We start from the raw sequence: 16,932 nt of genomic DNA, 5'->3' as shown, positions 1-16,932 counted from the left end.
TAAAGTTCGTGATCTTGCCCTGAGATGAACTCGGCTTTTATCTTGCTTATTAATAGCAATTGATAGAGTGAACAAAAAAGCAAAAACAAAAAGCCATGTAATAAGTATTCCAAAATATTCATTAATTGAATTTAATTGCCAAAATAGACCCTCCATTCTATTCAACCTTTTTATGAATGCTTTTTGTACTGCCAAATAAATAACGTTTTAATGCAACCAAACCTAAAAAGTCTTTATTAATTAGGAGAGCTAAAAGCATTGTTAAATCAGAAATTATTTGCCCGATTACATACAAGGCCCAAAACCACCAGTAGTCTAAATTTCCTAAAACAATACTGTCGTAGTGCATTCCAAAAAAAACAAATGCGTTAAAGCTAAGTCCAACTAAAAGATAATAAAAGGCTATAGGGAGGCTTTTACTAAAATAGCTCCGCCATATAATCAGAAAAAATATAGTTACGATATCAAATATGAAAAGGGTCAAATGAGGTGTGTTGCTAAAGGGATCCATAAAAATACTTGAGGTGTAAGATACCACCATAATGAATGCAAGCTGTGTGCAGCTTTTGTCATACTTGTTAATGCTAATAGACAAATTATATAAAAAAGCAATAACAAAAGACCATGTAATAAAAATAATTATATAGTCGTATAAACCAGCCAGCCTCCATAGAAAGTCAGGCATGGCGTGACCTGTTAAATTTTTCAGTTAAAAATTTAGTAAACTTAACTAAACCTAAAAAATCTTTGTTAAAAAAGAGAATAGTTACCATTGTGAGATCGACTAAATTGATAACTATTAAATAAAAATTCCAAAGCCACCAATAATCAACATTATCTAGTACATAAATATCATAGTGCATAAAAAGGTGCAGGGTTGAATTTATAGTCAAACCAGTTAGAAGATATATATAGGCAACATCCCTTTTTAGAAATCGCCTTAGAAGTGTAAGAGCTATAATAGTTAAAATATCAAAACATAAAAAATCAAGATAAGTTACCGTATTCATATTTGTAAATATACTAAATGAATATGAAACACTCATAACCAAAGACAAATACACTTTTTCTTTATTAGGCTTATTAATCGAATGAGCAAGGGAATACAAAAAGGCCATAAGGAATCCCCATTGTACAAATGCACCTATGTACAAAGAAACTGTTGGGCTAATTAAAAGTTCATTCAATATTTTTCAACTTTTTAAAGTTCAATGCAGCACCCCTTTTAAAAATGGTATTTTTATTGAATACTAGTGAAAGAATCATTAAAACATCGAACATATTTCCGCCAATAGAATAAACACTCCAATACCACCAAGGCTCATAGTTATATAAAACGTATAGGTCATAATATATTACGAGGGTGAGTACAGCATTTATTGTTAACGAAATTATGATTAAGTGAAAAGCTACAGAACGTTGGAGTACTTTGAAGCACTGTAAAGTTAACAAAGCTAAAATTGTAATGAAATCGTAGAGTGCCCAGCTTAAATATAAATTTTCTAATAAATCTATGTAGCCACTAAAAATATATGAGCAGAGCATAAGCGCAGATAAATAAACAGGAGACTTACTTTCCTTATTTATATTAATAGCTAAACAGCATAAGAAAGCCATTAAAAAGACCCCTTTGGGAGAAAGCTCCTACATAATCCGTTAAGGCTTCAGTAACGTACATATTAAACTAGGTTAATTTGTGGGTATCGTTTGATTTGAAGTAACTGAGGGTTTTGTTCTTTAACTTATGAAGACCTAGGAAGTCTCTATCAACAATTAATGCGACTATCATAATTAAGTCCATTAAATTAACTGCGTATGTATAAACATCCCAAAAAAACCATCGTTCCATATTTCCGAATATATACATATCTAAATACATACAAAAAAAGAAAATCGAATTTATAGACAATCCAACAATTAAATACAAAAAAGAAGGTGTTGTTTTTTCGGTTATTTTATATATGCATATTAACGCTAAAATAGTAGAAATATCATACAAAGCCCAATCCAAGTATATTGAGTTTTTAATAGAAAGCCATGTATAGAAGTAGTCAGATAAGGTATAAGATATCATCATAATAAATGAACTGAGCAGAAGAGTTGTACCTCTTTTTAAATCTAATGAGTATACAAACACATTAAAAAAGAAAGTCATCAGAAATCCCCACATCGTAAAAGCAGACAGTGAGAACAACCCAAAAAGCTCAGTTAGAATCATTTAAAACCTTAAATTATTACTTTGGTCTGACAGGCATTACACTGCCCCCGCCACGTTGTAAGCTATCACTACTTGCTGCAGCAATAGCCTCTTGAGAAATGCTTACTGTATCAGATTGCAGGGTTTTAGGGCTAGCAGTTTGTTCCATTGCAGGCTTTAATTGTTGTGTTTTATTATATGCTTGCATTTGTACTTGGTTATTCGCTGAAATTTGCATGTTATTAATCCTTATAAAATTATAGTTTGCGCAACTTTTATCACGCTATTATATAGGTAAACATGTTACCTGTTTTAATCTAGGTAGCCATTTTTGCCACCCACCTATAATAAAGCAACCTGTATGCCAACTTTATTTGACACTTTAAAAAATGCAACAGATCAAACCAGTTTGTTTTAGATATAAAAAAACGCACAGGGATAACCGTACGTTTTTTGTATCCAGGGAGTTTAAGCCACGTATTTACACGGGATCTCCACACTTTTACTTGGCTTTAAAATAAATTCCATAGCAACTTCATCGCAATTTTCTTTACGAAGACAAAGCTCACAATCTTTCATTACTTTTTCTGGCAAACTGTCTTTAGTGCAAAAGGTAAAGCGCTGCTTTTCGAAAAAGTCAGGCACACGCGTTAGTACAATAACTCTATTCAACGCCAGTTTTTTAGCTTTAATTAACAAATGCTCAACGAGTTGCCGCCCCTGCCCAGTAACAACGCTTTGAGGATCAATACCTAAAGAGCGAATTTCAGCAAGACCTGTATCATATATATACAGCGAGGCACAGCCCGATACCTTACCGTTAATTTCAGTGACCGCAAATTCATTTATAGAATGCACCATGTCACTTTTAGCTCTAGGTAGATTTTCGCCAACTGTAGCCCAATGCTGAATGAGCTTAGCTATAGATTCAACGTCATCTAGATTTGCATCACGAACCGTTATTTGCTGTTTTTTTTTGGCTTCTTTAATTGCACCAGTTACTTGCTCAATCGATGTGCCGCCAAGAGCTTGGCGCGCTTTTATACACGCATCAATTTCTAATACCGGGTATACATCGTCTTCAAAAACATCATTAACTGATTTGTATTGCTCAAGCGAAAGCTCTTCTAGCGTTTTATTTTCGCTAATAGCAAGCTGAACAAGGACGCCTACAATGTGGTGCCCCTCTCTAAAAGGTACGCCTCTTGCGACGAGATAATCAGCAAGCTCTGTTGCATTAGCATGACCGCCTTTAGCAGCAGCAAGTGTACGATCTCCTCTGACCTTAACGCCCTTAATACAAGCTTGTGCCATATGAATACACGCAAGCCATGTTGGCATAGCGTCAAATATACCTTCTTTATCTTCTTGCATGTCTTTGTTGTAAGCAAGAGGGAGTGCTTTTAAGGTCATCATCATCGCACTAAACGCGCCAAATACACGACCCGTTTTACCACGGATAAGTTCTAATGCATCAGGGTTCTTTTTCTGTGGCATAAGCGATGAGCCCGATGTCACGTTATCTGCAAGCTCTATAAAACCAGCTTCACCCGAGTTATAAAATATTAAATCTTCTGACATACGCGATAAGTGAATCATCGAAATCGATGCACAGCTTAATAACTCTACAACAAAATCGCGATCAGAGACGCCATCAAGACTATTTTTAGTCGCACCAGTAAAACCCAAACCTTGCGCAAGTGCTTGACGATCAATTGGGTAAGCAGTACCGGCTAATGCACCACTTCCTAGTGGGCAAAAATTCATGCGCGCTTTCGCGTCTTGCAAGCGACTTTCATCACGCTCTAGCATTTCTACGTAAGCCATACACCAGTGGCTAAATAATACTGGCTGTGCTCGCTGTAAATGAGTATAACCGGGCAATATAGTACCAAGTTCACGCTCAGCTAAAGATACAAACTCGCCTTTAAGTTGCTCAATTGCTTTTAAAATATGCTCAGCGGTATCACGGCACCATAATCTAAAGTCTGTTGCGACTTGATCATTACGGCTTCGGCCTGTATGTAATTTTTTAGCTAAATCATCTACTTTTTCGATTAATGCAGCTTCAACATGCGAGTGAATATCCTCTGCGCCCGATGTAGCTACAGCGAGTGGATCAGCTTTTACTTCTTCAAGTAACTCATACAATGCTGCAACGAGTTCTTTGTGCTCATCACTCGATAACACATTAACTTGCTCAAGTGCGCCAGCCCATGCCACAGAGCCGATAATATCTTGCTCTGCTAACTGATAATCGAAGGGAAGAGAGTCGTTAAATTGCTTAAACGCCTCATCTGGACCCGTAGAAAAACGTCCGCCCCATAATGCCATGAAATATCTCCAAACCCTGTATTGCCCCTTTTACAGGGGCGTAATAATTTACTTTTTAGCGAGTGCTGAAATTCTGCTTGAAAGCGAGAATAAACGAATAAAGCCTTCAGCGTGTGATTGGTCATACACATCATCTTCACCAAATGTGGCAAATGCTTCGCTATATAAACTATTTGGCGACTGCTTTTGAACCGCAGTTACTTGACCTTTATATAATTTAAGTACGACTTCACCTGTTGCCACTTTAGAAAGCGCTTCTGCACCGGCTAAAATAGAATCTTTAAGTGGTGTAAACCAGCGGCCGTCATATACTAAATGCGAAAATTCACCACCCAGCACTTCTTTCCATTTACGGCTTGCTTTATCAAGCACTAGCTCGTCAATTGCTTGAAGTGCTGCCATGATAACTGTACCGCCGGGCGTTTCGTAGCAACCGCGTGACTTCATGCCTACCAAACGGTTTTCTACAATATCAACACGACCAACACCATGAGGTGATGCAATATCGTTTAATTTAACTAAACAGTCATATGGTTTAAGTTCTTCGCCATTTACAGCAACCACTTCGCCTTCAACAACTTTTAAAGTTACGAGTTCTGATTTATCTGGTGCTTGCTCTGGAGAATTAGTCCATGTCCATACTTGCTCAGTTGGTTGACACCATGGGTCTTCAAGCTCGCCACCTTCGTGTGAAATATGCCATGCGTTAGCATCACGGCTGTAAATTTTTGTCGCTGATGCTGAGCACGGAATGTCACGATCCGCCAAGTAATCAAGTAATGACTCACGGCTCGATAAGTCCCACTCACGCCATGGCGCAATTACTTTTAAATCAGGTGCGAGTGCTGCAAAGCATGATTCAAAACGAACTTGGTCATTACCTTTACCAGTACAACCATGAGAAAGTGCATCAGCGCCTACTTTACGCGCTATTTCAACTTGCGCTTTAGCTATAATTGGGCGCGCCATAGAGGTACCTAATAAATAAGTGCCTTCATAAATTGAGCCCGTTTTAAGTGTTGGGTAAATGTAATCACTTACCATTTCATCTTTTAAGTCAACTACATAACATTCAGATGCACCAGAGGCAATTGCTTTAGCTTCTACGCCTTCAAGTTCTTCTGCCCCTTGACCTACATCTGCTACAAACGCAACAACTTCACAACCATAGTTTTCTTTTAACCATGGCACAATAGCCGATGTATCAAGACCACCTGAATAGGCTAAAACGACTTTTTTAATTGAACTCATAGGTGTTCCTTAACAAAATTTGGATTTAATAATGTAACTAGCAGAGCATTTTGCGCGTGCATACGATTCTCTGCTTGTTGAATAATTTTAGATGCTGGACCATCCATTACCTCTGAGGTAATTTCAAATTCACGGTGCGCCGGTTGGCAGTGTAATACCGTCGTAGCACCGGTTTGATCTAGCAATGCCTGATTTAGCTGATATGGCATATACTTGGCTTTAACTTGCTCAATTGGTGTTGTATTACCCATTGATACCCAAGTATCTGCGTAAACAACATTTGCGCCAACAGCAGCTTCAACTCTGTCGCTCACCATAACTGATGCACCGTTCATTGCTGCAATCTGCTCTGCTTTTTTAAGTATTTGTGAATCTGGTGAGCACCCTTTTGGTGTTACAGCTACAAAATCTGTACCTAGTGTAGCTGCTAACAACATCAATGAATGAGTTACGTTATTACCTTCACCTAAGTAAGCAACTTTAAGCTCACTTACATCTCCATGTACTTCTTGAAGCGTTAAAAAATCAGCGAGTGCTTGGCACGGGTGATACAAATCACACAAACTATTAACCACCGGTACCGATGAATATTCACCTAATGTAGTTAGCGTACTGTGTTGATTAACACGCGCTACAATCCCGTCAGCCCATGTTGAAATATTAAGAGCGAAATCTTTAATTGATTCGCGTGCACCCATAGCGCCATTTTGCTGATCTAAATAAACCGCGTGACCACCAAGACGATTAATACCTATATCAAATGATAAACGCGTACGTAAACTTTGTTTTTCAAATAACGTTACAACCGATTTACCAGCTAATACTTGGCTGTATTTCTCTGGTTTTACTTTAATGTCTTGCGCTAACTTTAGTAAATTAAGTGCGCCTTCTTGGTCTAATTCTAAACCGGTTAAAAAATTCTTAAACATAATAAACCTATGGTGTAATTTTAGTTCCGACATGCTTGCCTTCAAGCAAGTCAGTTAAATTTTCTGGCTTTTGCCAGCTGGAAATATACACACCGCGTCGTAAATGTTGGGCAGCGTGAAGGCTGGTCTTAACTTTGACCTCCATCCCGCCCACAATTACTCCTTCATCTATTAAAGTATCAATGTGTTTTGTGTCAAGTTGATGTAAGGGCTGCTTATTTGCGTCAAGCACCGCTTCTACATCAGTCATAAAAATAAGTTCTGCGTTTAAATTACTAGCAATAGCCGCTGCAGCTTCATCAGCATTTACGTTATACCAAAGGCCTTGCTCATCAAAACCGATAGAGCTAACGATCGGTAGCCTGCCAATTTTAAGTAAATCGTTAATAATAGAATCATCGTTACTTGTACATTTACCTACTAAACAAAGTGCTTTTAACTTTTGAGTAGCAGTAACACCCGCTTCATACAAACTTAACCCAACCGGTTTATGCCCTGCACTAATAGCCTGAGTCATTAATTGTTTATTGGCACAACCTGCTAGTGCACCTACGATGTAAGGCATTTGCTCTGCAGGGCTGATACGCAAACCTTGGTGCTTAGCACTGGCAAAACCAGCTTCTTTTAGCCAAGTATCAACAAGTGCACCGCCACCGTGTACAATTACAAACTGAGCATTTTGTTGCTCATTAAGTACATCAAACAATGCTTTAGCCGCGTTTTCTGTATTAAGTACAGCACCACCTAGTTTAATAACCCACGTTTTTTTACTCATTTAAAACGCTCCTTTTAAGCCCGTGGTATGCTCTAAATTCATTGATAGATTAATACACTGTAAAGCTTGACCTGCAGCGCCTTTTAATAAATTATCTATTGCTGCAATAACAATTAATTGCGATCCTTGCTGCTGCCAACCAATATCAACATAAGGTTGCTTAGCTACACCTTTTATTGATGGGATTTTATCGCCTAATAAACGAATAAGTGGCTCATCGGCAAGTACCTGATACGCTTGTGTTACTTGCTCACTTGTTACCTCAGGCTTTAACTGCACATAAATAGTTTCTAAAATACCACGAGGAAAATTGCCTAAGTGCGGCGTAAATAAGACTTGGTGACCAAGATGTTGCTCAATTTCAGGACCGTGGCGATGATTAAACAAACCATAAGGTGCAAGCGACACTTCACAAAAATGCGTTCCTACACTGGCTTTACGCCCTGCGCCGGTAACTCCCGATACCGCATTAATAATAATACTCTGTTCGCTTAATAAACCGGCTTGTTGCAAAGGCTTTAATGCATTTAGTGCGGCCGTTGGGTAGCATCCAGCAACAGCGACTAACCGTGCATTGGCAATAGCTTCGCCATTCCACTCAGCTAAACCATAAGCAGCTTTATTTAATAGCTCAGGATGTTGGTGCTCAAAACCATAATATGTAACGTAATCATCATTGCTTGCAAGGCGATAGCCACCAGATAAATCAAATACCTTTTTACCCATTGCTAAAAAACGCGGTGCTAAATCAACACTCACTTTATGGTCTGTACATAAGCACACATAGTCAGCACTAGTTTGAATGTAATCAAAAGCTGATTCACCAAGAGGGAGTAATGGTAAGTCGAGCAAGCCTAGATGTTCAGGATATAAATCACTTAGCAATTTATTTTTATCTAAGCTGCCTTCTGATACATAACAACCCGCTAAAGTTAAGTTTGGGTGTTTAGCAACTAAACTTGCTAACTCTGCGCCGCTGTAACCGCTTGCGCCAATAATCACTACATTCATTTGTTACTCGTTATCTTAAAATTAGTTGTTACTTGTCTATCTTGTTCGCTTAAACTAGCCTTGGCGCTAATTTAGCCTTTTATTAATGAATTTTGATTATCGTCGCATTGTTTTCATAACGTTACTTTAATATATTTATGCTTAAAAAGTGAATTGATATTCATCATAAATACTTTTATATTGTTATGCAATTAAATTGAATACTTATTTTGGATTTTTTTATGCCTTTGCCATCGTTTATTTCTATGTATCAACAATTGATTGCAGCTCCGTCTATCAGTGCAATTGAAGATAGTCAGTGTATGAGTAATAAAAGCGTAATTGAACTACTTGCGAGGTGGTGCGAAACACTTGGCTTTACATGTGAAATCATTGAATTAGAAGGAGGTAAAGGTCGCTATAACTTATTAGCTAAACGTGGCAAAGGAGATGGTGGATTAATGCTCGCGGGCCACACCGATACTGTCCCGTTTGATGATAGTCGCTGGAATCATAATCCGTTTAAACTTACCGAACTCGACAATAAATTATATGGGCTCGGTAGCATTGATATGAAAGGTTTTTTTGCGTTTGTATTACAAGCGATTAGTGAACTTGATGAAAAGCAGCAAACCCAGCCTATCTTAATACTCGCCACTGCCGACGAAGAAACCACAATGGCAGGTGCACAGCAAATATGTAAGCACCCAAATTTAAAACCTGCGCGATGTATAATTGGTGAACCTACTGATATGACACCGGTATTTACACATAAAGGACATATGAGTACAGCGATTAGAGTAATTGGACGCTCAGGTCATAGCTCTGATCCCGAACGTGGTCTCAACGCCATAGAAATCATGCATAAAGTGACTTCAAAATTATTGTTCTTAAAAGAGCAGTTAAAGCATAAGTATTCATTAAGCCACTTTGAAATACCTTACCCAACATTAAATTTTGGTAATATTCATGGCGGCGACAACGCTAACCGAATTTGTGCTTGCTGCGAAATGCATATAGATATGCGCCCATTACCAGGTTTGAGTGTAAAAGAGTTACAAGCATTAATACTTGATGCAACGAAAGAGATAAATCAACAATACCCCAATGCGGTCAGCGTAATTGATTTACACGAGCCAATACCAGCCTTTACTGGCAACACCGACAGTGCTTTAGTGATATTAGCTGAAAAAATAGCAGGGCAAAAAGCAATAGCTGTTAATTACTGTACTGAAGCACCTTTTATTCAGCAATTAGGGTGTGAAACAATCGTTATGGGGCCGGGCTCAATAGATCAAGCCCATCAGCCTGATGAGTTTTTAGCAATGGAAAAAATAAAACCGTCACAAAAAATTATCAGTAACATTATTAAAGCCAGCTGTTTTAATATCAATTAACTTAATTAAGTGCCCTATTTTGAGATAAAAAAATCTTATCGATGACAACAGAAAATAATTATTTAGAGCAACTAGATACAAAATTTTTTGCCTAGTTCTAGCGTAATTTCCTTAACGTTAAATAGACCCTATATTTAAGCGGATTGGTATTACTCCTGTGTTCATACAGTTGTAAATAAGAAATTAGCGTTAGGTTTAATCCCTCAAGTTTATTAAGTAACCAAGTAAAAAAAAGACGCAATTAAGCGTCTTCTTGTTTTAAATTACACCCTATTAGCTACATATACTTACTGAGGTACTTTTTAAATACAGGATCTGTTTTAGCTAGTTCTTTTTGCTCGGCTAAAATATCTTTTAAAATAGCGCCTGATGTAAGTGGGTTTGCAAGGACCACTCTAAATACAACAGTAGGTTGATTATCGTATTTAGATGGCGTTAGGCGTGTACGTGATACAAACGAGCGACCAGACTCCCGCTGACGCTTTTGCATACTCGCAGTAAAACGATTAAGTGATGCAAAAATGTCTAAACGTGTTGTTGCATCAGCATCTTTTATTGCCTGCTTAATCTGTTTAGGTACATAACGATACGTTAGTAAACACAGCTCAGGCTCTGAAATAAGTTCGAAATCTTCATCTGCTTTAATTAAACCAGCAAAATAATGTGCTTTTTTTATACTACGATCGATTAACATCTCGTAGCCTTTACGACCAATAACACGTAAGCAAGCATGTACTAACATCGCCATACCTGGGCGACTACCTTCAAGCGTGTGACTACCTAAGTCTTTTGAACCTTTACGTAATATATACTCAGCATGGTGCTCTATTGCATCAGTTGCAGCAGGATCTTTAAATAAAACTAAACCAGCGCCCATGGGTACATACATTTGTTTGTGTGCATCAATGGTAATTGAATCTGCTCGCTCAATTCCTTTTAATAAAGGACGATGCGTGTTTGATAAAAGCGTCGCTCCTCCCCATGCAGCATCTACATGAAAATGGCAGTTAATATCTTGTGCCAAATCGGCCATTTCGTCCAGTGGGTCAATATTACCGGTTTCGGTTGTCCCCGCGACCCCAATAATGGCCATTACTTTAATGCCTTGCGCTTCAAGCTCACGTGCTTTTTCGCGCATCGCTATTACATCGACTTTATTATTTTCGCAGGTTTTAATACCAATTAAGTTATCGCGACCAATGCCGAGTAAATCAACCGATTTACCTAATGAATAATGTCCACGTTCTGATATTAATACCGCTAAACCTTTATAGCCATAATGCAGCATACCGGCAATTAAGCCTTGTGCGCCTATACCTCTAAAATCGCCATCCGGTTTTAATAAACGGTTTCGCGCAATCCAAAGCGCAGTAATATTAGCAACCGTACCACCAGAGCAAAATGCACCTAATGAGGTTTTAGCACTGTGCATCCATTTAGAATAAAATGAATCTTCTTGCCCATAAGCTAGATGATGCATCATCCCAAGTACTTGACGTTCAAGAGGCGTAAACGCTTTAGATGTTTCTATTTTTACTAGATTTTGATTTAGCCCTACCATCAGTTTTGACAGCGGTAATAAAAAATGCGGCAAAGCAGAGGTCATGTGACCAATAAAGCTAGGCGCAGCTGTATGCACAGAATGCGCAACAAGTTGCTCCATAATGTCTTGGGCATAAGCAGATACAAACGTTGGATCTTCTGGGATCACTGCCGATTGAAAGTCTTTTTCTATTTCATGTAATGGTTTTTCAATTGCCGCAATATTTTCGTTTAAGAAACCTGCTAAATTACTCGAAATTTCAAGCTCGATTTTGCTTAAAGTTGAGTCTGGCGCTTCAGGTACAGTAAATATACGCTTAAGGCTTTCTTTAGAGGCGACGGCACAACGCTTTTGATCCATCTCAATACCTAGTGTGTGTAGCTAAAACACGTGTTTGTCTATGAAACACGCCAAATTAAGGCGTTATTTTAAGTAACAGTGTTTTTAATTAATTGCGCTAACTTTACTGCAATATAACTAAAATGTCTCGCTTAAAGCCATAAAAGCAGACAAAGACATGACAAAAAAGTGATAATTTAATTAATATTTAAGCCTTGCCAATAAATAAGAATTAATTATTGGGCATTTATATATTTTGCGTATAATAAAAAAATAACAAAAAAGGGAAGCACATGCTAAAAGGAAGAGTAAGGGTAAGTTGGTTAATGGCGGGTTTTAGTCTATTTTTAATCAGTTTACTTACCTACGTTTATTATACTTACCAAACAACACGCGCAGATATAATGCACTCTGTTGATACGCGCTTACTTAACGCAGCCACCAGTGTTAAGCATATACTCGGCGATACATACCTAAATAAAGTTAATCAGGGAAAAACGATTAGTTTTTCTGATTATCAAAAAAAGAGTAAGCAACTTTCTGACTTTGCCCAAGCACTCAACATTGCTTATGTATACGCGATGGTACTTCAAGATAACAAAGTCTACTTTAGTGCATCGAGTTATACAAAAGAAGACCAAAGCAATGGCAAAGTAACCCAGTTTTTAGATCTTTACCCTGAAGCCACTAAGGCGAACATTAGTGCTTTTTATTCGACAGAGCCTGTATTTGAAATATCAGCAGATCAATGGGGACATTTTAAAACTATTTTTATCCCTTATGTTGATAGCACTAATGGTAAAACCTACATAACAGGTGCTGATATCACCATTTATGATTTAAACCAAAAACTTAAAGAAAGTGTATCAAAGGCGGCCGCTATGGCGAGCTTCTTTTTCTTTATCGCTATACTTGTTGCAACTATTTATATTTACTTACTCAAACGATCTTTAGCAACAGACTCCAGTACGGGCTTTGCAAATCATATAGCGCTTGAATACTTCCTAAAGCAAAGTAATGCGCACCATATGCAATTAGCTGTTATTTGGATTAACGAAATTGAAGACATAAATAGCTTTTATGGCACTGAGGTGGGCGATAAAGTAATGAAAAACTTGCTCATGCATTTTAAAAGTCGCTGCTCTGCTCGTTGTCATATTTATCGCTTAGCGACCAATAAACTGGTATTACTTGCACCAAAAGAAATTCCGTACGATGAGTTTAACGACTTAATCGAAACCTACAACTTTAATACCCCACTATTAACCGACCCGTTTATTTATATTACGTTGTGTGCCGGTATAGCCAGCGGTAACAAATCTTTGTTATTAGAAAATGCCCATATTGCGGCACTGCAAGCCAAACAAGGTCGTCATACCGTTGTTAATTACTCAAAAGCACTTCACGATGTAAAAGTGCAATATCAATACAATGTAGAAATGGCTAAAGAGGTTCGCGAAGCATTTGATAACAATCGTATTGTCCCTTACTTTCAACCTATTATTGATATAAACACTAAACGCGTAGTGCAGTATGAATGTTTAGCGCGCATGGTTACAGCAAGTGGTGAAATACTCAAGCCAGAGGCTTTTTTAAATGTAGTTACCCGTTCAAGAATGGATGGCTTGTTGACCCGTACTATATTCTCACAATGTATTAGCCGCTTTAGAAAAACAGATATTTGCTGGAGCTTAAATATAACCGCGCAAGATATGCTTGATCCTAGTTTGAGCGAATTTATAGCCGACGAATTAAAACGTTATCCACACCCGAGTAACATCACCTTAGAATTATTAGAAACACAAGCTATAGCTAATTTTTCAGAGGTAAAAGCATTCATAGGAATGGTTAAAACAAAGGGTGTAAAAGTAATCATTGATGATTTTGGCAGTGGTTATTCAAATATTTCTAACGTACTAAAACTTGAAGTTGATGGTATTAAGTTAGATGGGGCCTTAATAAAACAAATTGTTAACGATAAAGATATCTATTTGTTTATTGAACACATAGCAAGCTTTGCAAACCAACTTGGCTTACAACTCACAGCCGGTTCAGTAGAAAATACAACCATAGTGACCGCACTGAAAAAAGCGAATGTGACGCTGATGCAAGGTATTTATTTTGCTCCCCCAGCGCCACATGTTAATTCTCAAAGTGATGAAGAATTAATGAGCTAAATTGGTCATCACATTAGGTTAAATTAATAATGAGTCGGTGGCTTTGCTGGCCACTGGCCCAATATTTACGCTCAAAAGGCGTAATTGCATCGTCTGACTCATAAAGCGTTACTTCGCAAGGGTTGCCTGTTAATTCAAGTGCCCTAGCAAACTCCTTAACGTAAATATCCCAATTGCTGCGCACTTCTAATTGACCACCTAACTTAACAATAAATGGAAAAATAGCCGCGCCATGCCAGCGTCTACGAATATGCTTAGACTTAGGCCATGGATTTGGATACAACAAGTAATGGTGCGTAGGTTGCCAATTAGCAGCAACCGCTAAACGCCAAAAATCATTTAAATCAGCTTGAACTAAAATATATTGCCCGCTGTCGGTTTGCTTGTACTCAACATCGTGCTTATCTAATCGGTGTGATGACTTATCAATACCAATGACAAGTGCATCAGGATGGCGCTTAGCTAAGTTAGCTGAGCTTTCACCCACGCCACAGCACGAGTCTAAAATAAGCGGGCCATTAAAGGCCTGTACTTTAGCGTTTACTTCATCAAATGCGGCCTGAGTATGCGCTGCAATCGGTTTTTTAAACTCAGCCTCTAAGTGCTTATTTACTATTTCATCAAGCTTTTCGTGAATACCCGCTTGATTAGATACAATACTACGTGAATTTGCATCACTCATTAGTGTCTTAGCCCCACACCTTTTTTAATTAATGTAAGCGCTAATGTAAATAACGCTGTTATAAATACTAAAATAACCCCAAGCGCCACGCTTAAATCGACATCCGACACGCCTAAAAAGCCATAACGAAATGCGTTAACCATGTAAATTATAGGATTGATTTGTGATACATTTTGCCAAAATTCAGGCAATAACGATATAGAATAAAACACCCCTCCTAAGTAGGTTAATGGCGTTAGTATGAAGGTGGGGATAATGCTTATATCGTCAAAGCTATTTGCATAAATTGCATTAATTAAACCACCTAAAGCAAATACAGCCGAGGTTAAAATAACGGTCGCCATAATTACAAAAATATTATGAATTTGAATATCAACAAATAACAACGACACACAGGTAACTATAAAGCCCACCATAATACCGCGCGTCATACCACCGCCCATATAACCAAGCACGATAATGTAGTTAGGCACAGGTGCAACTAAAAGCTCTTCAATGCTTTTTTGAAACTTTGTTGAATAAAAACTAGAGGCTACATTGGAATAGGAATTAGTAATAACCGACATCATTATAAGACCAGGTACAATAAACTCCATGTAGCTAAAGCCACCCATATCGCCAATCCGTGAACCAATCAAGTTACCAAAAATAACAAAATATAAGCTCATCGTAATTGCCGGTGGTACTAAGGTTTGCACCCAAATACGTAAAAAACGAATGCACTCTTTAATCCATAAACTCTTTAAGGCTACGCCATATTTAAACATTTATTCGCCCCGCCCTTGCTCTAATAATCCTACAAATAATTCTTCTAGTCTGTTCGCTTTATTTCGCATACTCAAAACAGTATTACCTTGAGTTGTTAATGCACTAAATACCGCATTTAACCCCTGAGATTTAGCGACTTCAACTTCAACAGTGTGATCGTCCGTCATGGTAAATTTATAGCCTTCAAGCGTGACAGGGTTTGCAGGCATTTTTAAATCTAAAATAAAGGTTTCTTTATCAAGCTTTGCAAGCAACGCTTTAATTGTGGTGTTTTCAACAATTCGGCCATTATCGATTATGGCGATGTTTTTACACAGTAACTCAGCTTCTTCAAGGTAGTGTGTGGTTAAAATAATCGTTACGCCTTGCTCATTTATTTGGCGTAAAAAATCCCACATTGAACGGCGAAGTTCTATGTCTACACCTGCTGTTGGTTCATCAAGTATAAGCAGTTTTGGCTCGTGCATAAGTGCGCGGGCAATCATTAAACGGCGTTTCATACCGCCTGAAAGCGTACGCGCTTGTTTGTCTTTTTTCTCTAACAAACCAAGCTGCGCTAGGTATTTATCGGCGCGCTTGTGGGCTTCGCCGCGTGGCACACCATAATAACCGGCTTGGTTAACCAGTATTTGGCTAAGCGTTTCAAACTGGCTGAAGTTAAACTCTTGCGGCACGAGTCCTAAATGCGCTTTTGCAGCTTCTAGCTCGGTATCAATATCACAACCGAATACCTCTACTTTGCCTTTTGTTTTATTAACAAGTGACGAAATAACACCAATAGTAGTTGATTTACCTGCTCCGTTTGGACCAAGTAAAGCGAAAAAATCGCCCTCTTCAACTTGTAAATCAACGCCTTTAATAGCCTCAACACCATTTTTATAAACCTTGGTAAGGCCTTTTATATTTAAAGCAATATTTTGCTTATTCATTATTTACCCTCACCATAACCCCAACGTTTTGTTAGGTTATGTTCAATGTTTAAATGATCTAAAATTCTCGCCACCATAAAATCAACTAAGTCTTCAATACTTTGTGGCTTATGATAAAAACCAGGCGCTGCTGGCATAATTGTCACCCCTAAACGAGATAACTTAAGCATGTTTTCTAAATGAATTTCGTTGAATGGTGTTTCGCGAGGCACTAAAATGAGCTGTCCGCGTTCTTTAATTACCACATCAGCGGCGCGTTCTAATAAATTATCTGACGCCCCCACTGCAATTGCAGAAACCGACCCAGCACTACACGGACATACCACCATTTTTTTAGGTGCAGCTGAGCCCGAAGCCACAGGGCTAAACCAGTTATCTTTACCGTATACTTTTAGCTGCTCAGGTTTGGCATTAAACAGCGTACTTAACTGCTCAGTGGCTTTATCTTCATTACCAGAGAGCTTGATGTTTGATTCTGTATCAAGCACCACTCGCGCAGCACTTGAGATAAGTACGTAAACTTGAAATTGCTGCTCAAGCAATACTTCAAGTAACCTAAGCCCATAAGGCGCACCCGATGCACCACTAAAAGCGAGCGTAATTTTATCTTTAAATTGCACG

At 38.2% G+C, this 16,932-nt stretch carries 16 protein-coding genes; 2 read left to right on the top strand and 14 right to left on the bottom strand.

Annotated elements, in window-relative coordinates; all coding sequences use genetic code 11:
- Positions 1-157: 157 nt before the first annotated feature.
- From DC53_RS06095 to argC, 9 genes are all read right to left on the bottom strand, one after another.
- Entirely contained in the window at positions 158-685 is a 528-nt protein-coding gene (locus DC53_RS06095) for a hypothetical protein (protein WP_008134861.1), read from the bottom strand.
- Complete coding sequence (locus DC53_RS06100) at positions 678-1,187, bottom strand: hypothetical protein (RefSeq protein WP_050484154.1); 510 nt, start codon at positions 1,185-1,187, stop codon at positions 678-680. The genes DC53_RS06095 and DC53_RS06100 overlap by 8 nt, the downstream gene beginning before the upstream one ends.
- Positions 1,188-1,684: 497 nt before the next feature.
- Positions 1,685-2,218, bottom strand: coding sequence for a hypothetical protein (locus DC53_RS22600; protein ID WP_033015339.1), 534 nt, complete (start codon positions 2,216-2,218; stop codon positions 1,685-1,687).
- A gap of 16 nt (positions 2,219-2,234) precedes the next feature.
- The gene (locus tag DC53_RS06110) at positions 2,235-2,435 is read right to left on the bottom strand and encodes a hypothetical protein (protein ID WP_007377842.1); all 201 of its coding nucleotides are present in this window, start codon (positions 2,433-2,435) and stop codon (positions 2,235-2,237) included.
- Between the two features lie 230 nt (positions 2,436-2,665).
- On the bottom strand, positions 2,666-4,531 hold the full coding sequence (gene argH / locus DC53_RS06115; protein ID WP_033030933.1) for an argininosuccinate lyase: 1,866 nt from the start codon (positions 4,529-4,531) through the stop codon (positions 2,666-2,668).
- Between the two features lie 48 nt (positions 4,532-4,579).
- Complete coding sequence (locus DC53_RS06120) at positions 4,580-5,782, bottom strand: argininosuccinate synthase (protein WP_033030930.1); 1,203 nt, start codon at positions 5,780-5,782, stop codon at positions 4,580-4,582.
- Positions 5,779-6,711: an ornithine carbamoyltransferase gene (locus tag DC53_RS06125; protein ID WP_007377845.1), complete on the bottom strand. Its 933-nt coding sequence runs from the start codon at positions 6,709-6,711 to the stop codon at positions 5,779-5,781. Before DC53_RS06125 ends, DC53_RS06120 begins: the two co-directional genes overlap by 4 nt.
- A 7-nt stretch (positions 6,712-6,718) precedes the next feature.
- Positions 6,719-7,486, bottom strand: a complete 768-nt coding sequence (gene argB, locus DC53_RS06130; protein WP_007377846.1) for an acetylglutamate kinase — start codon at positions 7,484-7,486, stop codon at positions 6,719-6,721.
- On the bottom strand, positions 7,487-8,497 hold the full coding sequence (gene argC, locus DC53_RS06135) for an N-acetyl-gamma-glutamyl-phosphate reductase (RefSeq protein ID WP_007377847.1): 1,011 nt from the start codon (positions 8,495-8,497) through the stop codon (positions 7,487-7,489). It lies immediately after the preceding gene.
- A 221-nt stretch (positions 8,498-8,718) separates the two neighbouring features.
- Between argC and argE the strand changes: the two genes are divergently transcribed.
- The gene (argE, locus tag DC53_RS06140) at positions 8,719-9,873 is read left to right on the top strand and encodes an acetylornithine deacetylase (protein ID WP_007377848.1); all 1,155 of its coding nucleotides are present in this window, start codon (positions 8,719-8,721) and stop codon (positions 9,871-9,873) included.
- 277 nt (positions 9,874-10,150) lie between these two features.
- Here the strand turns inward: argE and panP are convergent, their stop codons facing one another.
- Positions 10,151-11,776, bottom strand: a complete 1,626-nt coding sequence (gene panP / locus DC53_RS06145) for a pyridoxal-dependent aspartate 1-decarboxylase PanP (protein ID WP_007377849.1) — start codon at positions 11,774-11,776, stop codon at positions 10,151-10,153.
- 272 nt (positions 11,777-12,048) lie between these two features.
- Between panP and DC53_RS06150 the strand changes: the two genes are divergently transcribed.
- Positions 12,049-13,932 carry a bifunctional diguanylate cyclase/phosphodiesterase gene (locus tag DC53_RS06150; protein ID WP_007377850.1) on the top strand — a complete coding sequence of 628 codons (1,884 nt, stop codon included), beginning with the start codon at positions 12,049-12,051 and terminating at the stop codon, positions 13,930-13,932.
- 13 nt (positions 13,933-13,945) lie between these two features.
- Here DC53_RS06150 and trmB read toward each other — a convergent pair whose 3' ends face one another.
- Genes trmB through DC53_RS06170 form a run of 4 tightly spaced genes read right to left on the bottom strand, consistent with a single transcriptional unit; the run spans position 13,946 to position 16,931 of the window.
- A complete protein-coding gene (gene trmB / locus DC53_RS06155; protein WP_007377851.1) occupies positions 13,946-14,614 on the bottom strand; it encodes a tRNA (guanine(46)-N(7))-methyltransferase TrmB in 669 nt (222 codons plus the stop codon).
- Positions 14,614-15,381 (bottom strand): ABC transporter permease, encoded by a 768-nt coding sequence (locus DC53_RS06160; RefSeq protein ID WP_007377852.1) that lies wholly within the window; start codon positions 15,379-15,381, stop codon positions 14,614-14,616. The genes trmB and DC53_RS06160 overlap by 1 nt, the downstream gene beginning before the upstream one ends.
- Positions 15,382-16,311 carry an ABC transporter ATP-binding protein gene (locus DC53_RS06165; RefSeq protein ID WP_033030928.1) on the bottom strand — a complete coding sequence of 310 codons (930 nt, stop codon included), beginning with the start codon at positions 16,309-16,311 and terminating at the stop codon, positions 15,382-15,384.
- Entirely contained in the window at positions 16,311-16,931 is a 621-nt protein-coding gene (locus DC53_RS06170; RefSeq protein ID WP_033030926.1) for a flavin prenyltransferase UbiX, read from the bottom strand. Before DC53_RS06170 ends, DC53_RS06165 begins: the two co-directional genes overlap by 1 nt.
- Position 16,932 lies beyond the last annotated feature (1 nt).

It is taken from the genome of Pseudoalteromonas fuliginea (assembly GCF_000690055.1).
GTDB lineage: Bacteria > Pseudomonadota > Gammaproteobacteria > Enterobacterales > Alteromonadaceae > Pseudoalteromonas > Pseudoalteromonas fuliginea.
The sequence above is the reverse complement of the archived record's forward strand: the minus strand, read 5'-3'. Positions and strand labels throughout refer to the sequence as shown.